The 13,623-nt window shown below is 56.0% G+C and carries 12 protein-coding genes and 1 tRNA gene; 6 read left to right on the forward strand and 7 right to left on the reverse strand.

Annotated elements, in window-relative coordinates:
- The first annotated feature begins 91 nt into the window (after positions 1-91).
- Positions 92-1,528 carry a magnesium transporter gene (mgtE, locus tag ACMWJS_RS10925; protein WP_045414667.1) on the forward strand — a complete coding sequence of 479 codons (1,437 nt, stop codon included), beginning with the start codon at positions 92-94 and terminating at the stop codon, positions 1,526-1,528.
- On the opposite strand, the gene ACMWJS_RS10930 is transcribed toward mgtE, so the two are convergent.
- Complete coding sequence (locus tag ACMWJS_RS10930; protein ID WP_414747055.1) at positions 1,491-2,780, reverse strand: SulP family inorganic anion transporter; 1,290 nt, start codon at positions 2,778-2,780, stop codon at positions 1,491-1,493. The two genes, mgtE and ACMWJS_RS10930, sit on opposite strands and share 38 nt — an antisense overlap.
- A 187-nt stretch (positions 2,781-2,967) precedes the next feature.
- On the opposite strand from ACMWJS_RS10930, the gene mqo reads away from it, so the two are divergent.
- Positions 2,968-4,617: a malate dehydrogenase (quinone) gene (gene mqo / locus ACMWJS_RS10935; RefSeq protein WP_023344564.1), complete on the forward strand. Its 1,650-nt coding sequence runs from the start codon at positions 2,968-2,970 to the stop codon at positions 4,615-4,617.
- A 93-nt stretch (positions 4,618-4,710) separates the two neighbouring features.
- Here the strand turns inward: mqo and eco are convergent, their stop codons facing one another.
- Positions 4,711-5,214 (reverse strand): serine protease inhibitor ecotin, encoded by a 504-nt coding sequence (gene eco / locus ACMWJS_RS10940; protein ID WP_023616341.1) that lies wholly within the window; start codon positions 5,212-5,214, stop codon positions 4,711-4,713.
- A gap of 209 nt (positions 5,215-5,423) precedes the next feature.
- On the opposite strand from eco, the gene ACMWJS_RS10945 reads away from it, so the two are divergent.
- Positions 5,424-5,684, forward strand: a complete 261-nt coding sequence (locus ACMWJS_RS10945) for a DUF2534 family protein (RefSeq protein ID WP_010433451.1) — start codon at positions 5,424-5,426, stop codon at positions 5,682-5,684.
- Positions 5,685-5,809: 125 nt separating this feature from the next.
- A complete protein-coding gene (locus ACMWJS_RS10950; RefSeq protein WP_045908701.1) occupies positions 5,810-6,997 on the forward strand; it encodes an MFS transporter in 1,188 nt (395 codons plus the stop codon).
- A 38-nt stretch (positions 6,998-7,035) separates the two neighbouring features.
- Here the strand turns inward: ACMWJS_RS10950 and ACMWJS_RS10955 are convergent.
- From ACMWJS_RS10955 to ACMWJS_RS10965, 3 genes are all read right to left on the reverse strand, one after another.
- Positions 7,036-7,112, reverse strand: a tRNA-Pro gene (locus tag ACMWJS_RS10955).
- 72 nt (positions 7,113-7,184) lie between these two features.
- Positions 7,185-8,945, reverse strand: a complete 1,761-nt coding sequence (gene yejM / locus ACMWJS_RS10960) for an LPS biosynthesis-modulating metalloenzyme YejM (RefSeq protein ID WP_229226157.1) — start codon at positions 8,943-8,945, stop codon at positions 7,185-7,187.
- 19 nt (positions 8,946-8,964) lie between these two features.
- Complete coding sequence (locus ACMWJS_RS10965; protein WP_008500958.1) at positions 8,965-9,192, reverse strand: YejL family protein; 228 nt, start codon at positions 9,190-9,192, stop codon at positions 8,965-8,967.
- Between the two features lie 134 nt (positions 9,193-9,326).
- Here ACMWJS_RS10965 and yejK point away from each other — a divergent pair, with 134 nt between their 5' ends.
- Positions 9,327-10,334, forward strand: a complete 1,008-nt coding sequence (yejK, locus tag ACMWJS_RS10970) for a nucleoid-associated protein YejK (RefSeq protein WP_008500957.1) — start codon at positions 9,327-9,329, stop codon at positions 10,332-10,334.
- Positions 10,335-10,384: 50 nt separating this feature from the next.
- On the opposite strand, the gene rplY is transcribed toward yejK, so the two are convergent.
- Together rplY and ACMWJS_RS10980 are read right to left on the reverse strand one after the other, a co-directional pair.
- Positions 10,385-10,669 (reverse strand): 50S ribosomal protein L25, encoded by a 285-nt coding sequence (rplY, locus tag ACMWJS_RS10975; RefSeq protein ID WP_008500956.1) that lies wholly within the window; start codon positions 10,667-10,669, stop codon positions 10,385-10,387.
- 125 nt (positions 10,670-10,794) lie between these two features.
- Positions 10,795-12,555, reverse strand: a complete 1,761-nt coding sequence (locus tag ACMWJS_RS10980; RefSeq protein WP_414747056.1) for a DEAD/DEAH box helicase — start codon at positions 12,553-12,555, stop codon at positions 10,795-10,797.
- Positions 12,556-12,904: 349 nt separating this feature from the next.
- On the opposite strand from ACMWJS_RS10980, the gene rsuA reads away from it, so the two are divergent.
- Complete coding sequence (gene rsuA / locus ACMWJS_RS10985) at positions 12,905-13,612, forward strand: 16S rRNA pseudouridine(516) synthase RsuA (protein WP_021241522.1); 708 nt, start codon at positions 12,905-12,907, stop codon at positions 13,610-13,612.
- The last annotated feature ends 11 nt before the right edge of the window (positions 13,613-13,623 follow it).

Genomic DNA, 13,623 nt, shown 5'->3' on the forward strand with positions numbered 1-13,623 from the left:
GCTTTTTTCTCCATCCCGCCCCGTTGTTTATTCTTATTTACATATCCTCGCGCTATGCTTAATACCAACTTATTTCATGGATTTATGATTGATGTCGGTATTAAAGAAAAACAGCGCCAGACAGCGTGACCAGGAACGTGCGCGACTGATCTGGCTTCTCACGACCGATAAAGCGGTCACCTCTACGCTATTAGGCAAACTGACCCTGGCTGAGCAATATGATGTCGGCACTTTAGCCGACGATATTGCTGAGGTAGGTGCGCTGGTTGCTCACTTACCCCCGCCGGATCTGGCGGATACCCTGGAAGCGCTTCCCTCGGAAGAACGTCACGCCCTGTGGCGGCTGGTGCAGGATCACGAGCGCGGACAGGTGCTGCTCGAGGCCTCCGAAAACGTCTGGGACGACCTGATCGACGAGATGAGCGACAGGGATATACTTGACGCTCTGCAAACCCTGGATATCGACGAACAGATTTACCTGGTTCAGCACCTGCCGCGAAACCTGACCGGTCGCCTGCTGGCGTCACTGCCTGCCGATGAACGCGCGCGCGTGCGCCAGGTGATGCACTACGAGAAAAACAGCGTCGGCGCGATCATGGAGTTCGGCGTTATCACGGTGCGTCCGGACGTGACGCTCGGCACCGTGCAGCGCTATCTGCGTCGCCTGGGCAAAATGCCGGATAACACCGATAAGCTGTTTGTTACCTCCCGGGATAAAACCCTGCTCGGCGAGCTGGAGCTGAAAACCATCCTGCTCAACAGCACCCAGCGGAAGGTGAGCGAGGTGATGGAAAACGAGCCGATGGTCTTCTCCCCGGAGGACGATGCCGAGAAAGCGGCGCGTACCTTCGAACGTGACGACCTCGTCAGTGCCGCCGTCGTGGACTCCGTTGGCAAACTGATGGGGCGTCTGACCATCGACGAGATCGTTGACGTCGTTTATGAAGAAACCGACAACGACCTGCGTGCGCTGGGGGGGATCAGTGCGGGAGATGACGTCCATGCCTCCGTCGGCAAGGCGGTGAAAACGCGCTGGGCGTGGCTGGCCATTAACCTGTGTACCGCGTTTATCGCCTCCCGCGTGATTGACGGTTTTGAACACACCATTTCGCAGCTGGTGGCGCTGGCCTCGCTGATGCCGATTGTGGCCGGAATAGGCGGGAATACTGGCAATCAGACTATCACGATGATCGTTCGCGCGCTGGCGCTGGAGAATATTCAGCCCGGTAACTTCGCCTTTCTGATCTTCAGAGAGATGGGTGTGGCGTTGATCAACGGCCTGGTCTGGGGCGGGATTATGGGGGGCATCACCTGGTGGTTGTATGACGATATGGCGCTGGGTGGAGTGATGATGCTGGCGATGGTGCTGAATCTGCTGGTGGCATCGATGATGGGCGTTATTATCCCGTTGACCATGACCAAACTGGGTCGCGACCCCGCGGTGGGGTCGAGCGTGATGATCACCGCCATCACCGATACCGGCGGTTTCTTTATTTTTCTTGGGCTGGCGACGATTTTTCTGCTTTAAGCCGACGCTTAATGCGGGCGGGAAGCAGCACCATGATGATAATCCCGCCCAGCACGCCAATCGCCAGATTGCCGGTTGATACCGTGGCGGCAACGGTCACCAGCATGACGACCGTTTCTGCAATCGGAGCCGTTTTCAGCGTGGCGGGCTGAAGGCTGTGCCAGCTGAAGGTTTTGACGGCGACAATCGCCATAATACCCGCCAGCACCGCCATCGGGATGTTGGCCATCACGTCGCTGAGCGCCGTCACCAGGATCAGCAGCACGATGCCCGCAGCGAAGGTTGAAATGCGGCTTCGGCCTTTCCCCATCTCCACGTTAACAATGGTTTGTCCGATCATCGCGCAGCCCGCAATACCACCGTAAAATCCGGCCAGGATATTGCCGACGCCTAATCCAATGCTTTCGCGGCGTTTACTTGACGGTGTCGCGGTCAGCTCATCCACCAGCTTTGCGGTCAGCAGGGATTCCAGCAGGCCGACAAACGCGATGCTCAACGCGCACGGCCAGATTATGCTCAGCGTCTGGAGATTGAGAGGGACCAGAAGTTCGCTAAGACCCGGCAAGCCGCCGCTCATGGCGCCTTCATCGCCCACGGTCGGCAGGCTTTGCCCGGTTGAAACGGTAAACAAGGTTAACAGCACAATCGCAATCAGTGGGGAAGGGATGCTTTTGAAATAGCGCGGCACCCACAGCACGATCAGTACCGTCAGCACGAACAGGCCCACAATCAGCGGGCTTCGGCTCCAGAAATGGGGAACCTGCGCAAAGAAAATCAATATCCCGAGGGCGTTAACAAACCCGGTCATGACCGACTGGGGAATAAAGCGCATCAGCCTTGCCATGCCCAGCACGCCAAACAGAATCTGAATCACGCCAGCCATGAGCACGGCGGGAAGAATGTACTGTACGCCGTGCTGATGCACCCTGGGCCCAATAACCAGCGCCACGGAACCGGCCGCGGCCGTGACCATCGCCGGGCGACCGCCCAGTACGGACAGGGCAAGACAGAGCACCACGGAAGCGATCAGGCTGACCTTCGGGTCAACGCCCGCCACCACGGAAAATGAGATGACCTCGGGGATCAGCGCCAGGGCGGTAATCACGCCCGCCAGCGTTTCACGCGTCAGCTGCTTAGGGGAACGCAGCACGCTGGCGACACGGTTTTCGGGAGATAAAGGAGAATGGGGTAGGGACATAACGTTTCGCTGGTTAGGGCAGGCTTCCGTGCGCGCGATCACAAAACGCAACATACTAGCCCGTTAAACCGCCCTTTACCAGACGCTTCGAGAATTCCTCACAAACAATCCATCATTAAATTTCACAATTACAATAATTTCGTAACCTTTAAACAATATTTAAAAGTTGTTACCGTGCCCCCGCAGCTTTTTTCACCTGCAATTTCCACGCATCAAGCACTTTTACACTAAGGCATAAATTATGAAAAAAATGACTGCCATGCTCTTTTCTCTGGCCGTGGGGCTTAACACCGTCTCCATGGCGGCGAAAGCTGACGCACCAAAAGAGCAGGAAACGGACGTCCTTTTAATCGGTGGCGGTATCATGAGCGCCACGCTGGGAACCTATCTGCAAGAACTGCAGCCGGACTGGTCAATGACCATGGTCGAGCGCCTTGATGGCGTGGCGCAGGAGAGTTCGAACGGCTGGAACAACGCCGGTACCGGCCATTCGGCACTCATGGAACTGAACTATACGCCGCAGAAAAAGGACGGTTCCATTAGTATCGAGAAAGCGGTAGAGATCAACGAGGCGTTCCAGGTTTCTCGTCAGTTCTGGTCTCACCAGGTCAACAGCGGCGTGCTGCACGACCCGCACTCCTTTATCAATACCGTACCGCACATGAGCTTTGTGTGGGGCGAGCAGAACGTCAACTTCCTGCGCGCGCGCTACGCCGCACTGCAGCAGAGCACGCTGTTCCGCGGGATGAAATACTCTGAAGATCACGCGCAGATTAAAGAGTGGGCTCCGCTGGTCATGGAAGGTCGTGACCCGAACCAGAAAGTGGCGGCGACCCGTACCGAAATTGGTACCGACGTCAACTACGGTGAAATTACCCGTCAGCTGGTGACGTCTCTGAAGAAAAAAGAGAACTTCAACCTGCAGCTCAGCACCGAAGTGCGCGGTTTCAAGCGCAACGCTGATAACAGCTGGAGCGTGACCGTTGCCGATCTGAAAAACAATGAAGCCGAGCACGTTATCAAGGCGAAGTTTGTCTTTATCGGTGCGGGCGGCGCGGCGCTGAAGCTGCTGCAGGAGTCTGGCATTCCGGAAGCGGACGACTACGCGGGCTTCCCGGTCGGCGGTCAGTTCCTGGTGTCCGATAACCCGGAAGTGGTGAACCGTCATCTGGCAAAAGTGTACGGTCAGGCTTCCGTGGGCGCGCCGCCAATGTCTGTTCCGCACATTGACACCCGTATGCTTGACGGCAAACGCGTGGTGCTGTTTGGACCGTTCGCGACCTTCTCCACGAAGTTCCTGAAAAACGGCTCCCTGTGGGATCTGCTGAGCGCAACCACCACCTCTAACGTCAAGCCGATGATGGACGTGGGGCTGGATAACTTCGATCTGGTGAAATACCTGATTAGCCAGGTGATGCTCTCTGACGACGACCGTTTCGAGGCGCTGAAAGAGTACTATCCGCAGGCGAAGAAAGAAGACTGGCGCCTGTGGCAGGCGGGTCAGCGCGTACAGATCATCAAGCGCGATCCGAAAGAGGGCGGTGTGCTGCGTCTGGGCACCGAAGTGGTGAGCGATAAGGACGGCACCATCGCCGCGCTGCTGGGTGCGTCACCGGGTGCATCTACCGCTGCGCCAATCATGCTGCACCTGATGGAAAAAGTGTTTAAAGATAAAGTCGCCAGTCCGGAATGGCAGGCGAAGCTGAAGACCATTATTCCATCCTACGGCACGAAGCTGAACGGTAACGTGAGCGCGACGGAGCAGGAGCTGGAATACACCAGCCGCGTACTGCAGCTGCAGTACATCAAACCGCAGGCTGCGGATGCTGCGCCAAAAGCGGAGCTGAAGCCTCAGCCGGAAAACAAACCGGTTGCGGATATCGCGCTGTAAGGTAAAAAAGCCGGGTGGCGCTGACGCCTACCCGGCCTATGTTCGGTGTTGTTTTGTAGGTCGGGTAAGGCGAAGCCGCCACCCGACTTAATTTCAACGTATTACAGCCTGCTCAATCTTCTCTTCAGCCTTCCACACGCGATACTTCACTTCCACGTTTTCAGGCGTATAAACCACGATCGGCAACTTGCTGTTGTAGCGCAGCAGGCTATTGTCGCCCAGATACGCTGTCACAAATTTCTTCTCTTTCTTGCCATCCGGGCAGGCCATCATGGTGGAGACCGGCGAGGTCACTTTATCAAAGACGTAGTAGTCGTAACCCCAGCCTTCCAGCGTTTTGCTTTCCAGCTGACCACCCAGGCGATGCTGGTTGCAATCCACTTCCAGCGTCTTGCCAATTAACAGCTCTACTTTGAAATTCGCTTCATCCTGCTGTGCCGGCAGCTGGATCACCTGACGCTTCATCCCTTTATCCGCTTTTGGATACGGGGCGACTTTTTCCAGCGGCTGCTCTTTAGGGGTTTCGCTGGCGAAAGCACTGGTGCTGACACACGCGGCGGCGATGAGTGCGATGGCAAATTTAGGTGCGTTTTTCATTGTCATTCCTTTATGTCAAAACGATCCTGCACAGGTTAACATATCAACTATGAATGATTGGTGTTATTTACTTACATTTTCAATATGAATAGCGTAATAAACCACATATTTACCATTTAAGTAGAGATTTGTACTGGCGTGGAGTCCGGCAGGCGTTTGTGTTATTTTAGACCCTCTATAATGTTATTCATCTGTAAAAGGGAAGAGAGATGGTTCGTGCAAAACTGAAAACGCCTGAAGGCCGCAAGTTCCTCCTGGCGCTGCTGGTTGTGTTTATGATTGCTGCCGCGTGCGTGGGGCGGGCCACCATTGTTGGCGTCATCGAACAGTACAACATTCCACTCTCAGCCTGGACAACCAGCATGTATGTCCTGCAATCGGCGATGATCTTTGTCTACAGCCTGGTGTTCACCGTTCTGCTGGCCATCCCGCTGGGCATTTTCTTCCTGGGCGGACGTGATAAACACTAGACGCCGATTTGCGATATCGAAGCCATCCTGCGGGGTGGCTTTTTTTATGTCTAATAATTTTTATTCGCATTTCCAGGATATTCTGTTTCGAACAAGACAGTTCAACATGAAGCAGGAGATGCGCAATGTTATCCCGGTTTGCAACGCTCAGCCGGATCCCGAAAGGAGTCTGGGTGGTGGGCGGCGTCAGTATGTTAATGGATATCTCCTCGGAGATTATTCACAGCCTGCTGCCGCTGTTTATGGTGACGACGCTGGGCGCCAGCGTTATTTTCATTGGTTTGATTGAAGGTCTGGCCGAAGCCACAGCGCTGTTTATCAAGGTGTTTTCCGGCGCCATCAGTGACTATCTGGGTAAGCGTAAAGGACTGGCGGTTCTGGGCTACGGTCTTGGCGCATTGAGTAAACCGTTGTTCGCTATCGCCTCTTCTTCCGGCATGATCCTTGGGGCGCGCTTAATCGACCGGGTCGGGAAGGGGATACGGGGAGCGCCGCGCGATGCGCTGGTTGCTGATGTTACGCCGCCGGAACTTCGCGGCGCGGCCTTTGGGCTGCGTCAGTCGATGGACACCGTCGGCGCATTTCTCGGGCCGCTGCTGGCCGTAGGATTAATGCTGCTTTGGAACGATGATTTCCGCACGATTTTCTGGATCGCGGTGATCCCCGGCGTGCTCGCCGTGGCGCTGCTTTTCTTCGGCCTGCATGAGCCGAAAACGCCCGTCGAACATAAACGCACGAACCCCATCAAAAAAGAGAACCTCAGGCGTCTTGGGAAAGGCTGCTGGTGGGTCATTGGCCTGGGGGCCATCTTCACGCTCGCACGTTTCAGTGAAGCCTTTCTTGTCCTGCGCGCACAGCAGTCGGGGGTGCCGCTGGCGCTGATCCCGCTGGTGATGGTGGCCATGAATCTGCTCTATTTCCTCTCTGCCTATCCGTTTGGCAAGTTATCGGACGGGATGAGCCACACCCGATTACTGCAGTGGGGGCTGGTGATGCTGATTGGGGCAGATGTTGTGCTGGCGCTGAGCACCCACTGGGCTGGAATGCTTCTGGGCGTTGCGCTTTGGGGAGTGCATATGGGGATGACGCAGGGGCTGCTGGCGGCAATGATTGCGAAAACCGCGCCTGCGGATCTGCGCGGTACCGCCTACGGTATTTTTAGTCTGGTCAGCGGCGTGGGATTGTTAGTCGCCAGCCTGGGCGCCGGGGTCATCTGGGAAACGTTTGGCGCAGAATATACGTTCTATGCCGGAGCGGTGATTTGCCTGGTTACGCTGGTGTACCTGCGCAAAACGCCGGACGAGGCGAAATAAAAAAACCAGCCATAAAAGGCTGGTTTTCAATGTGTTTTTGGTCGGCACGAGAGGATTTGAACCTCCGACCCCCGACACCCCATGACGGTGCGCTACCAGGCTGCGCTACGTGCCGACGCATAGAAAGAATACTACTCGATTCCGTTTCGAATGCAAGGGAATCCGTCGCTAACTGGTTTATTATTAATCAGTTAGCGACGAAGCGCTTCTCATCCGTCAGGACCTGCAGCAGCAGGCTCAGCTGCGGTTTCTGGTCTTTAAGCCGTTCACCCTGCAGGTTATACGTCTGATAATTCCCGTTGTTGTTCAGCACCAGCGTCAGCTTCGGCGTGGTCACCACCAGCGTATTATTCCCCGCAGCCGTGACCCAGTTATGGCGGCGCGCGGCGCTGAAGAGATCCTGCCCCTGAGAATACTCATTGGCTGGCGTGCTGACGTGTAGCAGGCGTTGCATCAGGGTGGTCATCACATCTTTATGCTCGGTAAGCATATTGATGCGCTGCGCCGGGGTACCCGGCCAGTGGATGACCAGCGGAACCTGCAGGTTCGGGCGTGACCAGCTCATGCTCTTCGTCTCGTCACCTAACGGGACGCCATGGCCTGCGGTCACGATCACTACGGTGTTATCCAGCTTGCCGGACTCACGTAGCGCGTCAAGCACGCGGCCAATCTGCGCATCAACATCACCCGCCGCGCGGCCGTAGCGGCGCGCGAAATCACTCTTATTGCTGTTAGCAAGCGTAGTGCCGTTAAAGGAAACCCATGAGAACCAGCGGTTATCTTCCTGGGCATAGCGCTGGAGCCAGTTTATCCATTGGCTGGCGGTCTGCGCATCGGACTGATTTTGTGCCGCTGGCAGTGAGAAATCAGACAGCAGCGCCTGGCGGTAGAGCGGGCTGTTAAAGCCATCGGATGAGAACAACCCTAACTGATAGCCCTGCTGATTCAGCCCGGTGATCAGCGCCGCAGGTGTGCGGGTAGAGAGTACGCCGTCCATGTATCCGGCTGAAATGCCATAGAAGAGGCCAAAGATGCCCGCGTCGGTTGTGTTACCGGAGCTCATATGCTGAGTAAACGTGACATTTTGACTCGCGAAATTGGCCAGCGCAGGCATCTGCTTCTCGTAACGGGAATAGTTCAGGCCATCGACGGTGATCAGCAGGACGTTTTGCCCGCGGCCCATATCGCGATAGCGCAGGTCGCTCAGCGGATACTGCACGCTGACGGCTTCCGGGTTACCCTGCTCGATAAGACGTCGCTGGTACTCCTGTGCATCAAGCAGGCCATGTTTTTCGAGGAAGCGACGTGCCGTCATCGGGTACGAGAGCGGCAGGTTCGCGCGCTGCATGGTAATAGGGCGATAGAAGTTCGCATCCGCCCAGATATACATGATGTGCGAACTGATAAAGGAGACGAAGAAGAGCGCGGCGACGGGCTTCGCGTAGTGGCGTCGGCGGGTCAGGCTGCGCAGTTTTTGCCAGCTCCAGGTGGCAAACAGCATCTCAATCAACAGGATCACCGGGACGCTGATAAACATCAGCTGCCAGTCACGGGCCGTTTCGTTCTGGTCGGGGTTAATCACCAGTTCCCAGACGATGGGGTTGAGATGCAGGTGGAAGCGGGTGAACACTTCACTGTCGATAAGCAGCAGCGTCATCCCCACCGTCGCAAGGATGGCGGACAAGAATCGCATCAGACGCTGCGACATGACGATAAACGTCAAGGGGAACAGGATCAGCAGATAGGTGGCGAAAACCAAAAAGCTAAAGTGACCGACAACGCTTATCCAGGAGTAGATACGCCCGGTGAGCGTTGTTGGCCAGTCTGCGACAAACAGATAACGACAGCCAATGACCGTCGCCAACAGAATGTTGAACAGGGCAAACCAGTGCCCCCAGCTGACCATCTGGGAGACTTTTTCACGGTAGCGCTGACGATTCGTCACCATAAACTGTTGTTCGTATCCCTTAATGGGCCGGGTCGTTGCTGACGGACGACTGTAAAGCCTGGGCGAAAGATTTTGCGATCGCCTGACGCTGAGCCGGAGCAACGCTGGTGTTAATCAGGTTGGTGACCATATTTCCCAAAACCATCAGGGAGAGATCGGTCGGCGTTTTATGTTTTTCCAGTACGTTGACCAGCTCACTGAGCAGTTGTTCAACGTGTTCATCACTGTAGCGGGAATGTTGTGGCATAAATCAAAATCAGTTTGTTGATGAAAGGGCAACATATTACCGTAGCAACAGCTTTTTTTCCCCTTTTTTATCTGTTGTTGCACACATGTCCTGGTGGTGGTTGAATACCGCCCGGTCTAAAAGGAGAGTTTATCATGAGTCTGGAAATCAACCAGATTGCCTTGCACCAGCTTATCAAGCGCGATGAGCAAACCCTTGAAGTGGTGCTACGCGATTCGTTACTGGAACCTACGGCGACCGTTGTGGAGATGATGGCAGAGCTGCATCGCGTCTACAGCGCCAAAAATAAAGCCTATGGGCTGTTCAGCGAAGAGAGTGAACTGGCCGATAGCCTGCGCCTGCAGCGCCAGGGTGAAGAGGATTTCCTGGCGTTTAGCCGTGCGGCAACCGGGCGTCTGCGCGACGAGCTGGCGAAATATCCGTTCGCCGACGGCGGGATTGTGCTGTTCTGCCACTACCGCTACCTGGCGGTCGAGTATCTGCTGGTTACCGTGCTGAATAACTTAAGCAGCATGCGCGTGAACGAGCAGCTGGATATCAGCTCGACGCATTATCTGGATATTAACCATGCGGATATCGTGGCGCGTATTGATTTGACCGAGTGGGAAACCAACCCGGAATCGACCCGCTACCTGACTTTCCTGAAGGGACGCGTGGGCCGCAAAGTGGCGGATTTCTTCATGGACTTCCTCGGTGCCAGTGAAGGGCTTAACGCCAAAGCGCAGAACAAAGGGCTGCTCCAGGCGGTGGACGATTTCACAGCCGAAGCGCAGCTTGATAAATCTGAGCGCCAGACGGTGCGCCAGCAGGTTTACAGCTACTGCAACGAACAGCTGCAGGCTGGGGAAGAGATTGAGCTGGAGTCGCTGTCAAAAGAGTTGGCGGGCGTCAGCGAAGTCAGCTTCCAGGAATTTACCGCAGAGAAGGGCTATGAGCTTGAAGAGAGCTTCCCGGCGGATCGCAGCACGCTGCGTCAGTTAACCAAGTTTGCCGGCAGCGGCGGCGGGTTAACCATCAACTTTGATGCGATGCTGCTGGGGGAACGTATCTTCTGGGACCCGGCCACCGATACGCTGACCATTAAGGGGACGCCGCCGAATCTGCGCGATCAGCTTCAGCGCCGCACCTCGGGCGGTAAATAGCAGGCACAAAAAACCCCGCAGAAGCGGGGTTTTTTTCGACAGGTTTGCGATTACGCGCGAACGAAGTCGATGTGAGTCAGTTTTGGCTTGAACGCGTGACGCTGAACAGCCTGAACTTTCACTTTTTCTTCTTTACCGCCAACAACGATGGTCAGAACTTCGCTGTAGAATTCAGCTTTGGTCTGCAGGTTCCACAGTTTGTCGTGATCCAGTTCGATTGCAACTGGAGCAGCTTCGCCACCGTAAACGATAGCCGGGAACTTGTTAGCGGTACGCAGGCGGCGGCTCGCACCCTTACCCTGCACGTTACGTACTTCTGCTTCGATAGTAAACATTGATTTCTCTCTGTATTTAAAACCCTACTACAGGCGACCCAGCAGCAGGTGAGTGTTCTGCCTCACGGATGTGAAGCGGGCGGCATTTTATACTCAAATGCCCCTCACATCAATGAAAAGTCCCGCTACCCGCGCAATTCGTTGGCGCGACGGAAGCGACCTTCGTAGTCGAAGAGTTTTTCGCGCACCTGCCAGAACTGACCTTTTTTGCGGGCGACCACAAAATCCGGATGGCGCAATAGCACCTGCTGGCGCACGATATCGGCCACGGTGATCCAGCGCAGGGGCACGCCCGGAGTGCGGGTGTGCGGGCGGATAAACAGCTGTTCGAAGGCCGTTCGCTGAGCTGGCGTCTGAAGCCGGAAGCGCTCGCTGACGTCCGCCCCGTCTTCATCGTAATAAGTGATTTTCAGCCATTCGCCTTTTTCATCGGCGCCGGGCTGCAACGCCATGCCGGAACAGCGCAGCACCAGCGCATCTTTCAGCGTTAATGCCGCTTTCAGCATGTCGTCCGGGTCAACCAGCACCGTGTCGCACTCCCGACAGCGGCGAGCGGCAATGTCATTTTCGGCGTTGCACTGCGGGCAGTTTTTAAAGCGGAAACGAAAATCGCACTGCTCGCGATGCCCGTTATCATCTTCAAACCAGCCCTGACAGCGGCGGCCAAAATGTTCGATCAGCGTGCCGTCGGCGGTGGTTTTGCCCCAGAAGGTGTTGGCAAACCCGCAGGCAGGGCAAAAGACCTGCACGGGCACGTTGTCGCTTTTCCCTTTTGGCGCGCCGACCTCAGGCGTATAGAGATCGTGCGGGTTACCGGCATAATCCAGAATCAGGCAGTCGGTTTTCCCCGGCGCCAGACGCAGGCCGCGGCCAACAATTTGCTGATACAGACTGACCGATTCGGTCGGACGCAAAATAGCGATCAGGTCGACGTGCGGGGCGTCAAAGCCGGTGGTCAACACCGACACGTTAACCAGATAGCGGAACTGCTGGGCTTTAAAGGCCTCAATCAGGCGATCGCGCTCCGGGCCGGGCGTCTCGCCGGTGATGAGCGCCGCGTCGCCGGGGGGCAGTAACCCGGTGATTTCTCGCGCGTGCTCAACGGTGGCGGCAAAGATCATCACCCCTTTGCGCGTCGCGGCGAACTCCTCAATCTGGCTGATGATATGCGGCGTAATGCGCTTTTGCTTTTTCAGCTCCTGGTTAAGATCCGCTTCGCTGAATAACCCGTTGCTCTGCGCCTGCAGGCGGCTGAAATCGTACTGCACCACCGGCATATCCAGCCGTTCAGGCGGCGTCAGGTAGCCATGTTTAATCATGTAGCGCAGCGGAAGCTCGTAGATGCAGTCGCTAAACAGGGCCTTGTCATCGCCGCGCACCATGCCGTGATAATGGTAGCGATAGATCCAGCCTTTCCCCAGACGAAACGGGGTCGCCGTCAGGCCCAGCAGGCGCAGGTGAGGATTCACCTCTTTCAGGTGGGACAGGATTTGCTGATACTGGCTGTCGTCGTCATCGCTGATGCGGTGACATTCGTCGACAATCAGCAGCGAAAATTCGCTGCGAAACAGATCCAGATTGCGGGCCACCGACTGCACGCTGCCAAACACCACTTTGCCGTGGCTCTCTTTACGCTTTAGCCCGGCGGCGAAAATGTCGGCTTCCAGTCCAAGCGCACAATACTTGGCATGGTTTTGCGCGACGAGCTCTTTAACGTGCGCCAGCACCAGCACGCGGCCGCGGGCAAGACGCGCCAGTTCGGCAATGACCAGGCTTTTGCCTGCACCGGTCGGGAGCACAATCGCCGCCGGCTCGCGATGTTTGCGGAACCAGGCGAGGGTGGCGTCAACGGCTTCCTGCTGATAGGGACGAAGTGTAAAAGTCATAGGGTCTCGGTTTCGTTATTCCGCACATATACCCGTCATACTTCAAGTTGCCTGTGCGTTGGCTGCACTCGTTCACACCGGTCACTTACTTATGTAAGCTCCCGGGGATTCACTCCTTTGCCGCGTGACTCGGCCTGTGGCCTCGCCCCTACGGGGCCAGCGCAAGCGCTGTTCAAAACGCTATAGGCGTTTTGTCATGCAACTCGAATTATTTAGGGTATAGATAGTATGCCACGAAACTTTTTCCCTTGAGTGGCGCAACCAGACCATTATACTGAACCGTTCCAGACTGCTTCTTTTTTCGGACCTGTTGTCCGACTTCCTGCACCATTAAGGCTAAAAAGATTTCATGCGACTTGATAAGTTTATCGCTCAGCAACTCGGCGTAAGCCGCGCTATTGCCGGGCGCGAAATTCGCGCCAGCCGCGTTACCGTGGATGGCGACATTGTGAGAGACAGCGCGTTCAAACTGCAACCTGACCATCAGGTGGAGTATGACGGCAATCCGCTGACCCAGCAGCACGGTCCGCGCTACTTCATGCTCAATAAGCCGGAAGGCTACGTCTGCTCAACGGACGATCCGGATCACCCGACGGTGCTCTATTTCCTCGACGAGCCGGTGGCGCACAAGCTGCACGCCGCAGGTCGACTCGATATCGACACCACCGGGCTGGTGCTGATGACCGACGACGGTCAGTGGTCGCACCGCATCACCTCTCCACGCCACCACTGCGAGAAAACCTATCTCGTGACGCTGGAGTCACCGGTGTCGGATGACACGGCAGAGCACTTCGCGAAAGGCGTTCAGCTGCATAATGAAAAAGATCTGACCAAACCGGCGGTGCTCGAAGTCATCACCCCGACCGAGGTCCGCCTGACCATCAGCGAAGGGCGCTATCATCAGGTGAAACGTATGTTTGCCGCGGTGGGGAACCACGTTGTTGGCCTGCATCGCGAACGGATTGGTGCGATTGAACTCGATCCCGACCTGGCGCCTGGCGAATATCGCCCGTTAACGGAAGAAGAGATCGCCAGCGTCGGTCTGCCTTCGCACTAATTTCAGGAGAA

It is taken from the genome of Enterobacter sp. HK-058-C-ECC (genome assembly GCF_047531125.1).
Lineage (GTDB): Bacteria > Pseudomonadota > Gammaproteobacteria > Enterobacterales > Enterobacteriaceae > Enterobacter > Enterobacter quasiroggenkampii.